This is a genomic window from Mycobacterium simiae, from assembly GCF_008370645.1.
In the GTDB taxonomy this organism is placed as follows: Bacteria; Actinomycetota; Actinomycetes; order Mycobacteriales; family Mycobacteriaceae; genus Mycobacterium; species Mycobacterium simiae_A.
The window spans coordinates 1-17,244 of sequence record NZ_VTZN01000116.1; the positions used below are offsets into that span (position 1 = coordinate 1).

The following is a 17,244-nucleotide window of genomic DNA, read 5'->3' on the forward strand; positions in this document are numbered from 1 at the left end:
TGCGGCTGGAACCTGTGGGTGCCCTCAAGGTCATCGAGGATCGCGGCCTGGGCTTCCTTCGGCAGCGTGTGCAACATCGCGCGCACCCTGGCCTGGCGCCGACCCACCGCTTTACGCTCCGGCATGCCTGGCGAGGCGACGATCTGCGGCGGCACGCCCTCGATCTCCTCGACACCGCCCGCGTGCTGACCCGCATCGAGCGCAGCCTGCTCTTCGGCCATGGTGGCCTCGTCCTTTTCCTCGGACATGCCGATCGGCCCGATACGCCGGCCGTTGAGGAACTGTCGCACCACCGGCTCGTCGCTGGTCAGCAGCACTTCCCGCGGCCCGAACATGACCAGGTGCTTGCGGAACAACATACCCATGTTGTCCGGCACGGTTCGGGCGATGTTGATGTTGTGCGTCACAATGAGAATGGTCGCGTCGATCTGGGCGTTGATGTCCATGATCAGCTGGCTCAAGTAGGCGGTCCGGACCGGGTCCAGACCCGAGTCCGGCTCGTCGCACAGAATGATTTGCGGGTCCAGCACCAGGGCTCGAGCCAGCCCGGCACGCTTGCGCATACCGCCGGAAATTTCACCGGGGAACTTCTTCTCGTCACCGCTCAAGCCGACCAGCGCCAGCTTTTCCATGACGATGTCGCGAATCTCGCTTTCCTTCTTCTTGGTGTGCTCGCGCAGCGGGAAAGCGGTGTTGTCAAAGAGATTCATCGATCCGAACAGCGCGCCGTCCTGGAAGAGCACCCCGAACAGCGTCCGGATCTCGTAAAGCTCCTTGGCCGAACATTCGATAATGTCGGTGCCGTCGATGAGGATCGAGCCGCGTTCGGGCCGCAGCAGACCGATGAGCGACTTCAAGAAGACGGACTTACCAGTACCCGAGGGTCCCAGCAAGACGCTGACCTCCCCGGCGGGGATTTCCAGCGTGACGTCCTCCCAGATCCTCGAGGATCCGAAGGACTTCGTGAGGCTGTTAACCTCGATAGCGACGCCCATGGGAAATCCTTCCGACGCTCGACATTCTCAAGATGCGCGCCACCTGCCCCTTTGTGTGGCTTGAGTCACTGTAGCGCACCGTCGGGGTGCAACATCAGGGTCGCCTAGGTAACAATCTCCGCCGGCACTTGTCGGATCCGTCCGGCCCGCTCAACAACGAGCCGCCCAGTTGCCGTGGAATCCCAACGGTACCCGCTGCGGCAGCTGGACGGTGGCCATCACCTCGCATGTTTGGGCGTCCAGCAACACCAGTTGGCCCTCGTTACGGCCACGGTGATGGCCGTAACCCATGAGGATGCCATCGTCTTCTGCAGAAGCCGTCGGGTTGGGCACAAAGCACATCTCGCCGACCAGGAGTTCAGAGTCGAGAGGCGCGACCTCGCTGGATCCGGTCGCATAGTCGTGCTTGTACAACGACGTGGTCATCGCGGATGCTCCGTGGGTCAGGTAGCCGCCATTGAGGCCGACGGTGTAGCCGAAACGATGCTTACCTCCCAACAAAGTTTCGTTGATCCGGGGAAACTCCTGTGACCGATCATCGCGGCACTCGGTGGTGACTACACCCGTGGCCATGTTGATGGTCCAGCGGTCCAACGAGGGACGCGTGTCTCCAGGGCCATGCCGGTCGCGGTCGAACATCTTTGCGTACCGCACCACGTCGAGGATCAGGACCTCCGCCCCGTTACGCACCTCCGAATACGCGTTGAGCGGGTGGTAGACATAGCAGGGTTCGATGTCGAACCACCGCATGTTGCGGCTGTCACCGTCTCTGGGCATGACGCCGATGCGCGCCGGGTAGTGAGGATTCCAGGCGTAGGGCATCCGGTCCGACGGCTTGGGGTTGCGGTTCATCGCCGCAGCGATCGGGCTGGGAACCCGGACGCGCCCGATCAGGGACTGCATCACCAGCCGCGCCGGCAATCTCAGCCAGCGCGGCACCCTGGGGGGCAATACCTGCGACGTGTCGAAGGTCACCGGCAAGTCGTAGATCACGACGTATTTGTCGGTCAGCGAGAAATCGTGCATCATCGGCGACCCGGACACCTCGATGTCCACCGTGCGGCGGGCCCGACCTCGGGTATCGATCACCGAGTACTGCACCGTGCGCCCGCGGGTAAATGCGTAGGAGACCGCGTGCAGTTCCCCGGTCTGTGGATCGCGGTGCGGATGTGCGGTGTAGCCACCAGGCAAGGTGCCGTCGAAGTCGCATGTGCCGACGGTGTCGAGAACTTCGGTGAGTTCGTAGTTGGCGACACCGCCTTCCACGAGCGCCAGCGTGCGTCCGGCGTGGGTCAACACATTGGTGTTGGCGCCCAGGGAAAGCATGCCCGCCCGTGGGTCAAGCCGGGTCGGTGCCGGCTCGCCGAGAGCGGCAGACACGGCGGGGCTACGCACCCAGCGGTTGCGGTACCAGCTGGCCTGCCCGTCGCGCAGCGCTACCCCGTGCACCATCCCGTCGCCGCTGAACCAGTGATAGACGGCCGGGTCGATTTCTGCGACCGGATTCGGCCCGTTGCGCAGGTAGCGCCCGTCCAGGTGCTCCGGGATAGTCCCGGTGACCTTCAGGTCGGTCGCGGTCACTTCTGTGTGCACTGGCGCCAGAAAGTCCTCGAGATACGGGTTCCGGGATTCGGCGATTCGCGTCGTCATGGCGGCTGAACTCCTATAACATAGTTATTTCACCGTTATTGGAACGGTACGCTGCCGACCAGGAGTTCGCAAGGATGATCCGGAATGCCTGAGCAAACCCAACCCAGCAGTCGCAGTGTCCGCGAGGAGATGGTGCATGCCGCCGTCACCCTGCTAAACCAGCAGGGGCCCGATGCGCTGCAAACCCGGAAGGTGGCCGGGGCCGCTGGAACCTCCACGATGTCGGTATACACCCACTTCGGCGGCATGCGGGCCCTTATCGCCGCGGTGGCCGAAGAGGGCTTGCGGCAGTTCGACGCTGCACTGACGGTGCCACAGACCGCCGACCCAGTAGCCGATCTGTTAGCTATCGGCACGGCATACCGTCGCTATGGCATTGAACAGCCCCACCTGTATCGGCTGATGTTTGGCAGTACCAGCGCCCACGGCATCAACGCCCCGGCACGTGATGTGCTCGGGCTCACGATCTCACAGATCGAGCAGGACCACCCCAGCTTCGCGCACGTGGTGCGCGCGGTGCACCGATCGATGCTGGCGGGCCGAATCACGGTAGGTTCCGCGGCCGGCGACGCCACCATTGTTGCCACAGCTGCCCAGTTTTGGGCTTCGATCCACGGGTTCGTGATGCTCGAGCTGGCCGGCTTCTTCGGCGAAGCGGGCACGGCCGTCGAACCGGTGCTTACCTCGTTGACGACGAATTTACTGGTCGCGCTGGGCGATTCACCCGAGCGGGTGCGACAGTCGCGGCGTGCGCGTTCGGCCAAGTGCGCAAAGGCCCCCGGAACGTAAGTACCCGGGGGCTATCGCGGGTGGACCTACTTGACGCTGACGGTGGCGCCGGCTGCCTCGAGCTTGGCCTTCGCCTCGTCGGCGGCCTCCTTGGCAACCTTTTCCAGCAGCGGCTTTGGCGCGCTGTCGACCAGGTCCTTGGCCTCCTTGAGGCCCAGACCGGAGACGATCTCGCGGACAACCTTGATAACGCCGATCTTCTTCTCGCCGGCGGCCTCGAGGATCACGTCGAACTCGGTCTGTTCCTCGGCAGCCTCGGCCGGGGCGCCACCGCCGGCGGGTCCAGCCGCCGCGACAGCGACCGGTGCGGCGGCGGTGACCTCGAAGGTCTCCTCGAACTTCTTGACGAAGTCCGAAAGCTCTAGCAGGGTCATTTCCTTAAATGCGTCAAGCAGTTCGTCTGTCGAAAGCTTGGCCATGGTACGGGTCCTTCCTAGTTTTTGGTGGGGTTATTCGGCTGATGGCTCTGCAGCCGGGGCCTCTGAAGACAGCTTTTCCTGCAGGGCCGCTGCCAGGCGGGCCATCTGCGAGGCGGGCGCATTGAACAGCCCGGCGGCCTTGGCGAGGTTGCCTTTCATCGCTCCGGCCAGCTTGGCCAGCAAGACCTCTCGGGACTCCAGATCGGCGATTCGCTCAACTTCGCCGACGCTCAAGGGGTGGCCATCCATATAGCCGCCCTTGATGACCAGTGCCTTGTGTTCCCTGGCGAAGGTCTTGAGGGCCTTGGCCGCTTCGACCGGTTCACCGGTGACGAACGCGATCGCCGTCGGGCCGGCAAACAGCTCATCGAGGCCTTCGACACCGGCTTCGGAGGCCGCCCGCTTGATCAGGGTGTTTTTGGCCACGGCATAGGTGGCCGACTCCCCCAAGGAGCGGCGCAACTCGGCCAGGTTAGCCACCGTCAAACCGCGATATTCAGTAATTACGGTCGCGGTCGAGGCCTTGAAACGCGCCGCGATGTCTGCGACGGCGGTGGCCTTATCAGCCCGGGCCATGCATACCTCCTATAGTGTTGCGACCTGCCTTGGTGCTGCTTGGTGCCGCCTTGGTGCTGCCTGATGACCATCTCGGACGTCAAACAATGACGAACGCCCCGACGCAGCAAGCGGTCGGGGCGTGAAATACGCCGGCAGAGCCAGCAGTAAATGCCTCGTCCTCCTGCGTGGGCCGCCAGGATGTTCCCGGACCTTCAACCGATTTCTCGGTGACCGACGGTCTTCGGTGGATCGGCAACCACAATAGCGTGACCTGCTCGATCGGCAAAACAGTGCTTGGCAATGGGCCGTAGCTCAGCTATGCCATCTCGTAAGCCCACTTGATATGCCCCTGGTAAGCCAGGGATGTCGCCAGAGCGCGATAGCGGTCTCGACAGTTGTGATAGTTGACGTCGTCACCACGTGCCTGGGCCAGCAGTGCCCGCAGCCGCAGCACCCAGATTTCGTGGATCGCAAATCCGGGTTCGGTGGGTACTGCCGCCAACCGGTCGACGGCGGCCGCTGCCTCCCGCAGGTCCGTAAGGCTACGTCTGCTCAGCAGGGCCTCGACCAGGATCGCGGTCGCCGGCCCAATAAATAGCCGGTCGCCGGTGACGAAATCCTCCTCCAGCGCGGTCCGCGACAGTTCGATCGCGCCGTCAATATCGCCGGCTCGGGCCTTCTCCCTGGCCAGGTAGATGTCAACAAACGCCGCGACAACAACGGTGAATCGCAGCTTCAACGTGGCCTCCCGCGCAGCGGTGAGGACGGCAACCCCCTCGTCACGTTGCGGTCCGTCGCAGTGAACGAGCGTGAGGCCACGCACGTATCGGGCACAGGCCAGGCTGAAATCGTCGCCAGATCGCTCCGCGATCTCGATCAGCTCGGCGGTTTGGCGCAGGATCGCCGCATCGGGCAACGACACCCCGCAACCGATGGTGGTGGAGCAGACGAAGAGCAGCACCATCCCGCGCATGATCGGTCCCAGTTCGCCCAGCATCGCGACCGCGTTGTCGATGTCGGCTCGCCACCTCTGGTCGCCAAGGCAACACCGCGCGCAGCCCCGCAAGGTGATCGCGCCGATCAGCGGCGATCCGATGACCAGATCCCCTTTCCTGATATCGCCACCGGCCAGGTCGATCATCCGCTGCGCCAACCGCTGGGCCTCGGAGAACTCGCCGACCTGGAACTTGGCGACGACCGCGGCGTACAGCAGGCCTAACGTCAGCGTCGGATCGTCGATCGACTCGAGGAGATCGATAAGTTCGGACGCCAAACGCGACGCCTCGTCAAAGCAGGCATGCACGGTCAGTGTCGAGATCCGCCCTGCCATCCCGGTGGCCAGCGACACCGTGTCCCCGGTGGCGTCGGCAAGTTCGCGCAACTCTTCGAATCCGGTGTCGGCCATGGTGCCGCCGACCAGCCAGGCGCTCACGCAGAGCATCGTGCGGGAAGAGATCCGCAGGGCCGCGCGCTCAGGATCGTTGTCGGGCAGGCGGTCGGCGACTTGTCTGGCGCGCTGCCAACTGGCCCGCGCGGCCGGCAGGTTTCGGTGGGTGAGCCACATCCCGGCGCGCATGTGCCAGCCAAACGCCCCGTGGAGATCGCCCGCGGCGTGCAGGTGTTCGGCGATCAGGGCGGCGTTATCGTCGGCCGAACCCGGCTCACCGTGTTCGATTGCGGCCGCCGCGCGGCGGTGCAACTCGGCCCGGTCCGATTTCAGCTGAGCCTCATAAGCCACCGCGCGAATCAGCGGATGGCGGAATACGTACTCGGGCGCTCCGGTGAATTTGACCTGGTCGATGAATTCGCCGGCCACCAAGTCAGCGACTACCGGCTCAATCCTCAGCGCAACCAACAGATCGAGGCCGAACCGGCGACCCAGCACCGAAGCCGCGCTCAGCGTCCGTTTCGCGTCCGGGGCCAGCCGGTCGATACGCGCGGCTATGGTTGCTTGCAGCGTGGCCGGCACGGTCACCTCAGCACCCTCTGCGGCCGCGACATACGCGCTGCGTTGCCCGTGTAGGACGCCGCGCTCAGCCAGCTCACGCGTGATCTCCTCGGCGAAGAACGGATTACCGGCCGCCCTTGCGGCGATGGTGTGAGCCAACCCCTGAACGGATGGGTCCAGCCCCACGAGCTCTGAAACCAGCGCCTCGGTCTCGTCATCGCTCAGCGGCGCAAGGGATATCGTCTGCGCACCGGGCACCCGGGCCAGCGCCCCCGCGTAGTCTGGCCGATAGGTGACCAGCACCACCGAACGCGTCTGTGGGATCACAGCAAAGAAATCGGCCAGCATCGACTCACTGACCTCATCGATCCAGTGGGCGTCCTCAATGACGTAGAGAGCTGGCGTTTCGCGGGCCAAGGAGGTGGCATTTACCAAAGCCGTCAACCGCCGCCGACGGGCATCCGAGTCGATTGCCGGCAAATCAACAGTGTGATCGGCGATGCCCAACAGATCATCGAAGAGCAGCAAGTCCTCGGAATCTGCGCCGGGAAGCTGGGCGCGTACTCGGTCGCGCGCGGCCTGCGGGTCAAGATCGTCGACCCCGGTGACAGCTCGTAACAACCGAGTCACCGCGAAAAACGGAATCTTCTTGGCGTACGACTCGCAAAAGGCGGCGAAAATCTCCGCACCGCGTCGAGCCGCGATGGCCGCGACTTCCCGCCAGATGCGGCTCTTGCCAATGCCGGACGGCCCCACCACGCCGACCACAGCGCCGTGACCGCCCGCTGCACGCTCCAATAGACCCTCGACGGCAGCGATCTCCCAGCGCCGACCAACGAGATGTGAATCGGTGCGCAGGACGGCGCGATGCGGCATACCCGGGCCCAGGAGCCGGCTGGCGGGCACCGGTTCAGCGGCACCCTTGATGGCGACAAGCTCGGGCGCGCCGAGCCGCACGGCGCCATCAACGAGGCGCGCGGTGGATGCGCTGAGCATGACGCCACCGGGCGGAGCGGCCGACTCCATCCGCTGCGCAATACCGACCTGCTCACCGATCGTGGTGTAACCGAAAGCGCCGGAACCGATTTCGCCCGCAATTACCTGACCTGAGTTCAAGCCGACCCGAAGCCGCAATTCCACGCCGTCGCGTCGTCGTACCTCAATGGCCAGCACGTTGGCCTGTTCCTGAATGCCCAAGGCGGCCATACATGCGCGGATAGCGTGGTCCTCCAGCGCCGCCGGTGCGCCGAACACCGCCATGATGCCGTCGCCGGTGAACTTGTCGACCGTGCCGCCGAATTGGTGCACGACAGCGGCGCATTGGCTGGCCAGCTCAGCCATGATCTCGCGCAGCCGTTCAGCACCGACCGCCGCCGCGAGCTGCATGGAGTGCACCACGTCGGCGAACAGCACCGTGACCTGTTTATATTCCGCCGACCGCACAACCGATGCTAGCGAGGCGCCACACTCACTACAGAACTTGGCGCTAGCGCTCACCCGCATGCCGCACGATCCGCACGACTGTTCCGTCCCGGTTTCCGCACCCCGGCCGGCGCCAGCGTGATTCACGACATTATCGTGTCATCTTTTGTCAAGCATTCGAGCCATATCAGCGAGACGAGCCGCACCGACCAGCCCGGCGTCACCACCGAGCGCCGCTGGCACCACGCGCAGTCCGGTCAGAAACGTCAGTCGCGCGTAATCGGCCAACGCCGCCCGGAGCAGGTCAAACAGCAGATTGCCGGATTTGGCCACTCCGCCGCCGACGACTACGAGGTCCAGATCGCACACCGCCCCGACTGAGGCAATCATCGCTGCCAGAGCGGTTGCGCCGCGGCGAAAAGCCCGCAGCGCCAGCGCATCGCCGGCCGCCGCCGCGTCGGCCAACTCCTTGGCGCCGGCGCCGGGCGGCGCGGACCAGCCGTTTTCCCGTGCCCAACGCGCCATCGACGGGCCAGAAGCGACAGTCTCCACGCAGCCGCGGCCACCGCACGAGCACGGCCGGCCAGCGTCTTCAACCACCACATGACCGACGTGACCGGCATTGCCGGTGCGGCCGAGGTAGGGCGATCCATCGAGAACCAAACCGCCACCGACGCCGGTGGACACCACCATGCCCAGCAGGAACCGCGCGCCCCGTCCGGCCCCACGCCAGTGCTCGCCCAGCGCCATGCACACGCCGTCGCCACCCAGCTGCACCGGCACGCCGGGGACCACGGCCGCAATTCGGTCGCGCAACGGAAACCCGCGCCAGGAGCCGATGTTGATTGGGCTGACGGTTCCGGAATCCAGGTCGATCGGACCGGCCGACGCGATGCCCACCCCGCCAACCTGGCCACCGGCCAACCGCACTGCGTCGGCGATCATCGCGGCCACCACGTGCCAAATCTGTTCGGCCGATGCGGTAGCCGGGGTCGGACGAGTGGCGGTGTGTACCAGGGCACCTTGGGGATCAGCCAAGCCCGCGGCGATCTTGGTGCCGCCGACGTCGAGACAGAGAGTATGCATCAGTGTCGGTGGGTGTTGTCGGGCTGTCGGGGGTCGCCGGGATGCTCGTAACCGGGCGCCAGGTGGACCAGCGCGGCCCGGCGTGCGTCCAGCCATACCCGAAACATGCGGCGCTGCAACGCCTCGCGCAAATGCTTGCTGATCGCGGGCTGAACCTGCGCTAGCGGGGGCGCAACGACCGCCGGAACTAGCCAGCCGTATGCGCCGGTTCTGGGAGTGGCGAACCGCAGCGGGTTGCGGGCGTGGTAGTCGGCTACCTCGTCGTCGGTAATGCGGACATCGGCGGTGACGTCGGCGAATAATGCTCTCGCGCGGGGGCCTGCCAATGCCGCCGCGGCAATGCTGCCGATCTCGAGTCGGGCGGTCGCGTCGGGCAGCAACTCGGCCTCGGTCGGGGCGTCTGTCGCGGTGAGGCCGCGCGTGGCGGCTTCGGTGGCGATCACCCGCTCGGTAACGATCAGTTGGGTGAGCCAGCGCCGCAGTTGGCGACCTTCGCTGCTGCCGGCTGCCGGCAGCGCAGCCGCTTGGGGACCATTGCGTAGCCGCAATTCCCGCGCGTCCACCTCATCCACCCAAACCGTGGCTCCGGCGACGGTCGCGACCACGCTCATCTGACCGTCACCTGCACCGCCGGCGCGTAGATCAGCCGACCGGCGCAGCCGACTCGAACCAGTGCCCACCATTGGCCCGGTTCCAGCCACGCCGGCGGGGTCAGGTCGAACCCGAATTCGACTGTGCCGCGGGCCGACAAGACAGCGCCACGAGCGGCTGGACTGATCCACTCCCACGTGCCCCACGGGCTGATCACATGGGCTTCGACAGCCAGGTCGGCTTGGGCCCGGCTGCCGATCGTCACCGCCAGGCGGGCCGATTCTCCGGCCGACAGCACCACGTCGACAGGTTCTTCGACGAGGTAGGCCGGCTCCGCGAGATGTGCCCCGACCGCCACCATGCACACGTCCTCAACCAGCTGCTTCCACGCGGCCAGCACGTTCGTGTCGGTGAGGGCCAGCTGGGCCCGGACCGGATACAGACCCGGCGGCGTGTCGGCCGGAATCGCGAGGGCGACGTCGGTTTCTAGATACTGGCCGCATCCCAAAGTGAACGGCAGCGTAGCGGGCGTGACCGACCAGCCGTCGGGATACACCACGGTGACGATGCCGCCCAATGCGGAATCGGTGCAGTCGCTGGCGGCGGTAAGCCGCAGCACCACCTGGTCTCCGGGTGCCGCCATGACCTGTTGGGGATGTAAGTGGGCGACGGCCGGCAAGCCGCCAAGCGGTGCGGGGCCGCGGTTGTGCAGCCAGTACCGTGCGTACAACGGCTGAGCGGTTTCGGCGTGCGGGGCCAGCTCGATGCGCGAGCCAGCAGTCGTTTTCGGCACGTCGAGATTGGCCAGCACGGTCGCAACCTGGTAGCCATGCAGGTCGATTGACCGCTGCGGCTGCTGTGGGTTTTCCAGCAGGTCGGCAAGCTGGAAGGCGCCCACCTTGCCGATGTCGGAGTCGATGCTGACGCGGGTGGCGGTACCGGTTGTTTCCACCAGCCGCAGCGCCACCGCGCTGGCATCGACCGGCTGCGCGCTACCGGCTGTCAGCGGATTACCAGCTGCCTTCAGGGCGCCTAGGCGCACCGAACAGGCGGGGTTTACCCGCAGCAGCGAACCGGCGGGAGCGAGCCGACCGGCATGCGCTGCCGTAGCTACCGCACGCAGGGGATGGGAGAACTGCGCGCAGCGTGCCGGAATCCCGGCGGTGCGCCAGTCGCCGTCAGCGCACACCAGCGCATAGTCGAAGTCGTGTGTCCAGTGCTGGAGCTGGAAGTTGGAGCCGTCGGGCGCGGTGCGGCGCGGGTTGTCGATCCAGACACCGGACGGCCAGCCGCTGCAGGACCTCATCAGCGCGGTGTGCAGGGTGCCGTCGGATTCGACGGCGAAGCTGGGCACCCCACGGTTGAGCAGCGCGACCGTGCGGTTCTCGAAGGGCTCCATTGCCGCTGGAGCCTGTTGGGTGACAGCGACCTCGGCGTCGGACAAATCGTCGATCACCGCGGCGATACCGCGGGCCAGGTTCTCGTCATCACGGCCGTCGATCACCAAAACCGGCAGCGCGCGCGGCGCACGCACGTCTGCCCCGGGCACCCAGACCGCCGCCAACGGTGTCGCGGCCGGCACCCATACCCTCGCCCGGCCCGTCTCCGCCAGCTGCCGCTGCAATTCGGCGGTGTACACCGGGTCGGCCGCGGCCAGCACGGCCTTGGTGAACGTGTTGCGGTCGGGGCCGCCCAGCGCGATGCGGGTGTCCGGCAGATTGGAGTCCACCTCAAGGTTGCCGTAGCGCGGCTTGTCGGCCCCGCTGCAGGTGGCCGTGACACCGGCGCGGACCAGGGCAACCATCAGCTCACGTGCCATCGGGCCGGACGTCGTCTCGCACGGCGACACCACCTCCGCGACAGACACTGCCCGCACCGCCTGCCTGCCGACCCGGACCCGCGCCGCCGACGACAATCCGAACCAGCCGTGGGCCGGGTTATCCAGCGTCCACAGGTGACGGGCGGTGTCCACCGACCGCGCTCCGTCGTGCAGCAGCGCGAAACCGCGCCCGATGACGGCGTCGCCCACCTCGCTGACCGGCATGGCGCCCGGCACCGGACACGGCCAGCGCAATCGCACCAAGCGATCTTCACCGGTGAAGTCGTCGATCGTGGTGCGGCAGTCCACACGGGCCACGCCCTGCCACAAGGTCAGGACCTGGGTATAGCGCAGCAGCGTGCCGATGGCGCCACGCACGACCAGCCGCTGGCCCAGCGGGCCGTCGTAGGCCTGCACCTGGGCGGGCGATTCGGCCGAGCAAACCACCGGCCCCTTGGGCAGCAGGTGCCACGGCCCCTCACCCTGCGTCGGGTGCGACGAGTACTCCTCATAGACCGCAAGCTCGTTGCCCACCCGGCCGGCGGCGATGAGCTGGCGGCCGTCCGCAACCAGCGACACCACTGCACCGCCGCGCTCGGGATCGACGGCCAGGCGGTAATGCTCGTTGGCGATCTCCGCACCGGGCGCCGGTTGCCAGCCCGTCGGTCCGGCAGCGGGGATGAGCCGGTAGGACCGCCAGCCCAGTGATGGGACGTCGCGCGCCAACCAGGTGACCGTCCACCCGTGATGCTCGACAAGTGCCGGAGTTTCGGAGCCGTCGGCATGACGGACCAGCGCACCCGCCGCCAGCGGCGCGTCGAGGTGCACGGTGACAACATCGGTGCGTTGGTGTGTCAGCGGGTTCCACACAATCACCGCATTGGCAGCCGTATCGACAACGCTAGACAGCAGCGCCAGGGCGTTGTCGCGGGCGGTGCAGCCCAGTTCCCAAGCATCACGCCAGCCGGTCAGCAAGTCGAGGTAAACCTGATCGGACTCCGATCCGGTGATGGCGTCGTGGTGCGCGCCGTAGGCCAGCTGCACCCAGGCTTTGGCCAGCGCTGCCTGCGGATACTGCGCCCCGGTCAGCGCGCCGGCGAACACGGCGAATCGCTCGGCGTCCAGCACCACATTCTCGGCGGCCCGGTTGGCTTGCTTGGTGTCGATGTACGACACGTCCTTGCCGGTGTAGATCGGGTTCATGTCCCGGGTCTGCGGCGACGGCACCGCACCCCGCTCGGCCAATTCGGCGCGCACCGCCGCGAAGAACTCCCGCGGCAGCCCGCATACGAATCGCGGCCAGGTGTAGCGTGCGGCCCAATCGCGGTGGATATCGGTGACCCACTTGTTCGGCGGGGTGTAGTCGGTTCCGACCGGCAGCAGCACGTTGCGGGTCAGCGCAACCCCCTTGAGCTGGTCGAACAGGGCATAGGTCGCCTGCTTGGCCTCGGCCAGCGAGGTCGACGAGTCCATCCACCAGCCGGCCGAATAATGCGCCGGCATGTAATGGGTGAGCAATCCGCGGCCCGACGGCGCGATCCACTCGAACTCGCTGCAAAACTGCATGCGGTCTACTCCCCCCTGGGCCGGGCCCCACTGATGATGTGGTCCGCGCGCCCACGAGCTCGACGTGAGCCCGGCGTCGGCGGCCATGCCGGGGAACTGGGGGTCATGGCCGAACACGTCGAGCTGCCACGCGGTGGCCGGGTCGGCCCCCACCACGTGGCGCTGAAACCCGATGCCGTGTACCAGGTTTCGAATAGTGGTCTCCGGGCTGGTGAGGTTGGTATTGGGCTCGTTGTAGGTGCCACCCATCACCTCCACGCGGCCCCCGGCGAGAAACCGGCGCAGGTCAGCCCGGTCCTCGGGATGTGTGTCCCAGTAGGGCTTGAGGTAGTCGACTTCGGCCAGCACAAATTTGTAGTCGGGATCGCGGCGGGCCATGTCTAGATGGGCATGCACCAGCTCGAAGCCATTGGCCTGGCGGGCTCGCCCGGGCGGGTCTTCGCGCCATTGGCTGGTGTAGCCGCCCTGGGTGTTCCACCACACCGGGTCGTAGTGGAAGTGGCTGACCATGTACATCGTCCAGCCCGGCTCGGCAACGGTGAACTCGAAGGCCAGGCTCAAGCCACCGGCTCCCACCCGCGCAGCCCGCCGCTGACCTACGACGGGATGGTCCACCGCCACCGGGACCTCGACGACCTCGTCCCCGATTGCCGCCACCGCCTCACCGCGCAGACCGTCACCATCGATGCGGACCGGCGTCAGCTCGGCTATCCGGGCAACGCTGACGCGCACCAGTTGCACCGGCACCTCCGGCGCCCCGACGAACAGTTCGGTCGATTCCGCCGAAATGACCTGCATTCCCGCACTGTACGGCGCGCTTGGTCGTCCGTGATAGCGCTTCAGGCGCACCGGTGGCCGACGAGCGCAGTGCGCTGCGCGAGTTCATGGCCTACCACCAAATCGCCTACTTCGTGGTCTCCTACGACCAGCGCCGCCGAACGTGTAATGGCTGCGAAATCCGGGCCGAATATTCGCATTGGTTACACGCTCGGCGGGTAATAGCCGGCACGTGAACGGGCCGCTGGTAATTGCAAGCAATTGGGACTTGACACTGTCCGTTTGGCACACTACTCAAATGAGTTCCACCAAACACCGCGAGGTGGCCAAGCTTGACCGGGTGCCGTTGCCGGTCGAAGCGGCCCGGGTAGCCGCCACCGGTTGGCAGGTCACTCGCACCGCCGCTCGCGTGGTCACCAAACTGCCGGCCAAAGGTCCGTGGCACCACAAGGTAATCAAGGAGATTCCGCAAACCTTCGCCGACCTGGGCCCGACATACGTTAAATTCGGACAGATCATCGCGTCTAGCCCCGGGGCGTTCGGCGAGTCGCTATCGCGGGAATTCCGCAGCCTACTGGACCGAGTGCCACCGGCTGACACCGATGAGGTGCACCGGCTTTTCGTCGAAGAGCTCGGGGACGAGCCGTCCAAGCTGTTCGCTACGTTTGAAGAAGAGCCGTTTGCGTCGGCGTCGATCGCCCAGGTTCACTACGCGACCCTGAAAAACGGTGAAGACGTCGTCGTCAAGATTCAGCGGCCCGGGATCCGCCGCCGGGTAGCTGCCGACCTGCAGATCCTCAAGCGCTTCGCACAGGCCGTCGAATTGGCCAAGCTGGGCCGCCGCCTCTCGGCACAAGACGTGGTCGCCGACTTCTCCGACAACCTGGCCGAGGAGCTGAACTTCCGGCTGGAGGCGCAGTCCATGGAGGCCTGGGTGTCCCACCTGCACACCTCACCGCTGGGCCGCAACATCCGCGTGCCGCGCGTGGACTGGGACTTCACCAGCGAGCGGGTGCTGACGATGGAGCGGGTGCACGGAGTCCGCATCGACAATGTCGCCGCGATCCGCAAGGCAGGGTTCGACGGTGTCGAGCTGGTCAAGGCCCTGCTGTTCTCAGTGTTCGAGGGCGGCCTGCGGCACGGACTGTTCCACGGCGATCTGCACGCAGGCAACCTGTACGTCGACGGCGAGGGCCGCATCGTGTTCTTCGACTTCGGCATCATGGGCCGCATCGACCCTCGCACCCGCTGGCTGCTGCGCGAGCTGGTGTACGCATTGCTGGTCAAAAAGGACCACGCTGCCGCGGGCAAGATCGTCGTGCTGATGGGCGCAGTGGGCACCATGAAGCCCGAGGCCCAGGCCGCCGAAGACCTGGAAAAGTTCGCTACCCCGCTCACCGTGCAGTCGTTGGGCGAAATGTCGTATGCCGACATCGGCCGCCAGCTGTCGACGCTGGCCGACGCCTACGACGTGAAGTTGCCCCGCGAGCTGGTGCTGATTGGCAAGCAATTTCTCTATGTCGAGCGGTATATGAAGCTGCTGGCGCCGAAGTGGCAGATGATGTCCGACCCGCAACTCACCGGATACTTCGCCAACTTCATGGTCGAGGTCAGCCGCGAGCACCACTCCGACGCGGAGGTCTAAGTGCAGGTTCGCAGCGGCACCGCCGTCTCGGGTGATGTCAAGCTTTACTACGAGGACATGGGCAGCCCCGACGACCCACCCGTACTGTTAATCATGGGCCTGGGTGCCCAAATGCTCTTGTGGCGGACCGAATTCTGCGAGCAACTGGTCAGCCACGGTCTGCGGGTCATCCGCTACGACAACCGCGACGTTGGGCTATCCACCAAAACCGAGCGTCACCGCCCCGGACAGCCACTGGCCATCCGGCTGGCACGCTCCTGGCTCGGCCTACCCAGCCAAGCGCCATACACGCTGGAGGACATGGCCGATGACGCCGCCGCACTACTCGATCACCTCGAACTTCAGCACGCGCATGTGGTCGGGGCGTCGATGGGCGGGATGATCGCCCAGATTTTCGCGGCGCGATTCGCCGAGCGCACCAAAACGCTGGCGGTGATCTTCTCCAGCAATAATCACCGGTTCTTGCCGCCGCCGGCGCCGCGTGCCCTGCTTGCGCTCATCAAGGGCCCACCGCCGAATTCCCCGCGCGACGTCATCATCGAAAACTCCGTCCGGGTCAACAGAATTATCGGCAGTCCGCACTACCCGGCGCCCGAAGAGCAAATACGCGCCGACGCCGCCGAAAGCTACGACCGCAACTTTCACCCCTGGGGTATTGCCCAGCAGTTCAGCGCAATTTTGGGCACCGGCAGCCTGCTGCACTACGATCATCGCATCGTCGCACCCACCGTGGTGATCCACGGGCGGGCCGACAAGCTGATGCGGCCGTTCGGTGGCCGTGCCGTTGCTCGGGCCATTAAGGACGCCCGGCTGGTGCTGGTCGACGGCATGGGTCACGATCTGCCCCGGCAGCTGTGGGATCGAGTGATAGGCGAGCTAAAAACCAACTTCGCCCAAGCTGGCTGAGCCGGCGACCAGGCGAGCTATTACGCGGGAGGTTGTCTCATATGGCCGGGCTGACACCGTACTACGAAGACTCGCAAGCGGCTTACGACATCTCGGACGACTTCTTCGGGCTGTTTCTCGACCCCACCTGGGTTTACACCTGCGCATACTTCCAGCGCGATGACATGACCCTCGAAGAGGCGCAACTTGCCAAATTGGACCTGGCGCTAAACAAGCTGAATCTCCAGCCGGGGATGACGCTGCTCGATGTCGGGTGCGGCTGGGGCGGGGCGCTGGTTCGCGCGGTCGAGAAATACGACGTCAATGTCATCGGTATTACCTTGAGCCGCAACCACTTTGAGCGCAGCAAGGCCAGGCTGGCGACGATCCCGACGACCCGGCGCGCCGAGGCGCGGCTGCAGGGCTGGGAAGAGTTCGACGAGAAGGTGGACCGGATCGTCAGTTTCGAGGCGTTCGATGCCTTCCACAAGGAGCGATATGGCGCGTTCTTCGAACGCTGCTACGACATCCTGCCCGATGATGGCCGGATGTTGCTGCACAGTTTGTTCACCTACGACCGCAGGTGGCTGCACGAGCAGGGTATTGCGCTGACGATGAGCGACCTGCGTTTCCTCAAGTTCCTGCGGGAATCGATCTTTCCTGGCGGCGAACTGCCTTCCGAACCGGACATCGTTGACAACGCGCAGGCCGCGGGATTTTCCATCGAGGAGGTCCAGCAGATGCAGCACCACTATGCACGGACCTTGGACATGTGGGCAGCCAACTTGGCGGCCGCCCGGGAACGCGCCATCGAACTACAGTCCGAAGACGTTTACCACAACTTCATGCACTACCTGACTGGATGCGCTGAGCGCTTCCGCCGGCGCTTGATCAATGTTGCCCAATTCACGCTGGTGAAGTAGCTGCACACACGGCTTTTGTTTAGTGCCGCGCCGATGCGTCGGATAACATGCCCCGAGCACGTTTTGGCGGACCGTTTCGGTGCGTTTAGCACATGCACCGCAGGGCCGATCTTAGCCCGGAAAGGCATTCTAAAATAAATGGCTGATCAATTAACGCCGCATTTCGACGAT

General features: G+C 65.5%; 13 protein-coding genes. 5 read left to right on the forward strand and 8 right to left on the reverse strand.

The genetic code is table 11. From position 1 onward, the window contains the following. On the reverse strand, window positions 1–995 hold a 995-nt coding region (locus F0Q45_RS17440), incomplete at its 3' end, for an ABC transporter ATP-binding protein (protein WP_149655129.1). Window positions 996–1,145: 150 nt separating this feature from the next. Further along, a complete protein-coding gene (locus tag F0Q45_RS17445) occupies window positions 1,146–2,645 on the reverse strand; it encodes a carotenoid oxygenase family protein (RefSeq protein ID WP_149655130.1) in 1,500 nt (499 codons plus the stop codon). Window positions 2,646–2,729: 84 nt separating this feature from the next. Here F0Q45_RS17445 and F0Q45_RS17450 point away from each other — a divergent pair, with 84 nt between their 5' ends. After that, window positions 2,730–3,434, forward strand: coding sequence for a TetR/AcrR family transcriptional regulator (locus tag F0Q45_RS17450; protein WP_149655131.1), 705 nt, complete (start codon window positions 2,730–2,732; stop codon window positions 3,432–3,434). 26 nt (window positions 3,435–3,460) lie between these two features. Here the strand turns inward: F0Q45_RS17450 and rplL are convergent, their stop codons facing one another. From rplL to F0Q45_RS17480, 6 genes are all read right to left on the reverse strand, one after another. Then, the gene (gene rplL / locus F0Q45_RS17455) at window positions 3,461–3,853 is read right to left on the reverse strand and encodes a 50S ribosomal protein L7/L12 (protein WP_149655132.1); all 393 of its coding nucleotides are present in this window, start codon (window positions 3,851–3,853) and stop codon (window positions 3,461–3,463) included. Between the two features lie 30 nt (window positions 3,854–3,883). Then, window positions 3,884–4,429: a 50S ribosomal protein L10 gene (gene rplJ / locus F0Q45_RS17460; RefSeq protein ID WP_149655133.1), complete on the reverse strand. Its 546-nt coding sequence runs from the start codon at window positions 4,427–4,429 to the stop codon at window positions 3,884–3,886. Window positions 4,430–4,727: 298 nt separating this feature from the next. Further along, window positions 4,728–7,802, reverse strand: a complete 3,075-nt coding sequence (locus F0Q45_RS17465; protein WP_306439448.1) for an ATP-binding protein — start codon at window positions 7,800–7,802, stop codon at window positions 4,728–4,730. Between the two features lie 138 nt (window positions 7,803–7,940). Continuing rightward, complete coding sequence (locus tag F0Q45_RS17470) at window positions 7,941–8,867, reverse strand: ROK family protein (protein ID WP_149655135.1); 927 nt, start codon at window positions 8,865–8,867, stop codon at window positions 7,941–7,943. Beyond that, a complete protein-coding gene (locus tag F0Q45_RS17475; protein WP_149655136.1) occupies window positions 8,867–9,478 on the reverse strand; it encodes a DUF7158 domain-containing protein in 612 nt (203 codons plus the stop codon). The genes F0Q45_RS17470 and F0Q45_RS17475 overlap by 1 nt, the downstream gene beginning before the upstream one ends. Next, window positions 9,475–13,641, reverse strand: coding sequence for a glycoside hydrolase family 38 N-terminal domain-containing protein (locus F0Q45_RS17480; protein ID WP_149655137.1), 4,167 nt, complete (start codon window positions 13,639–13,641; stop codon window positions 9,475–9,477). The genes F0Q45_RS17475 and F0Q45_RS17480 overlap by 4 nt, the downstream gene beginning before the upstream one ends. Window positions 13,642–13,694: 53 nt before the next feature. On the opposite strand from F0Q45_RS17480, the gene F0Q45_RS17485 reads away from it, so the two are divergent. The 4 genes from F0Q45_RS17485 to mmaA1 all read left to right on the forward strand — a co-directional run bounded on the left by F0Q45_RS17485 (window position 13,695) and on the right by mmaA1 (window position 17,073). Continuing rightward, window positions 13,695–13,856 carry a hypothetical protein gene (locus tag F0Q45_RS17485; RefSeq protein ID WP_188113001.1) on the forward strand — a complete coding sequence of 54 codons (162 nt, stop codon included), beginning with the start codon at window positions 13,695–13,697 and terminating at the stop codon, window positions 13,854–13,856. A 62-nt stretch (window positions 13,857–13,918) separates the two neighbouring features. Continuing rightward, window positions 13,919–15,265 (forward strand): ABC1 kinase family protein, encoded by a 1,347-nt coding sequence (locus F0Q45_RS17490; RefSeq protein WP_149655139.1) that lies wholly within the window; start codon window positions 13,919–13,921, stop codon window positions 15,263–15,265. Continuing rightward, the gene (locus F0Q45_RS17495) at window positions 15,266–16,171 is read left to right on the forward strand and encodes an alpha/beta fold hydrolase (protein WP_149655140.1); all 906 of its coding nucleotides are present in this window, start codon (window positions 15,266–15,268) and stop codon (window positions 16,169–16,171) included. Window positions 16,172–16,212: 41 nt separating this feature from the next. Next, window positions 16,213–17,073: a mycolic acid methyltransferase MmaA1 gene (gene mmaA1 / locus F0Q45_RS17500; protein ID WP_149655141.1), complete on the forward strand. Its 861-nt coding sequence runs from the start codon at window positions 16,213–16,215 to the stop codon at window positions 17,071–17,073. Window positions 17,074–17,244: the final 171 nt, after the last annotated feature.

Coding starts and splice junctions, on each gene's coding strand:
- F0Q45_RS17475 (WP_149655136.1), bottom strand. CDS start 9,478: ATGAGCGTGGTCGCGACCGTCGCCGGAGCCACGGTTTGGGTGGATGAG.
- F0Q45_RS17470 (WP_149655135.1), bottom strand. CDS start 8,867: ATGCATACTCTCTGTCTCGACGTCGGCGGCACCAAGATCGCCGCGGGC.
- F0Q45_RS17450 (WP_149655131.1), top strand. CDS start 2,730: ATGCCTGAGCAAACCCAACCCAGCAGTCGCAGTGTCCGCGAGGAGATG.
- rplL (WP_149655132.1), bottom strand. CDS start 3,853: ATGGCCAAGCTTTCGACAGACGAACTGCTTGACGCATTTAAGGAAATG.
- F0Q45_RS17480 (WP_149655137.1), bottom strand. CDS start 13,641: ATGCAGGTCATTTCGGCGGAATCGACCGAACTGTTCGTCGGGGCGCCG.
- F0Q45_RS17445 (WP_149655130.1), bottom strand. CDS start 2,645: ATGACGACGCGAATCGCCGAATCCCGGAACCCGTATCTCGAGGACTTT.
- F0Q45_RS17490 (WP_149655139.1), top strand. CDS start 13,919: ATGAGTTCCACCAAACACCGCGAGGTGGCCAAGCTTGACCGGGTGCCG.
- rplJ (WP_149655133.1), bottom strand. CDS start 4,429: ATGGCCCGGGCTGATAAGGCCACCGCCGTCGCAGACATCGCGGCGCGT.
- mmaA1 (WP_149655141.1), top strand. CDS start 16,213: ATGGCCGGGCTGACACCGTACTACGAAGACTCGCAAGCGGCTTACGAC.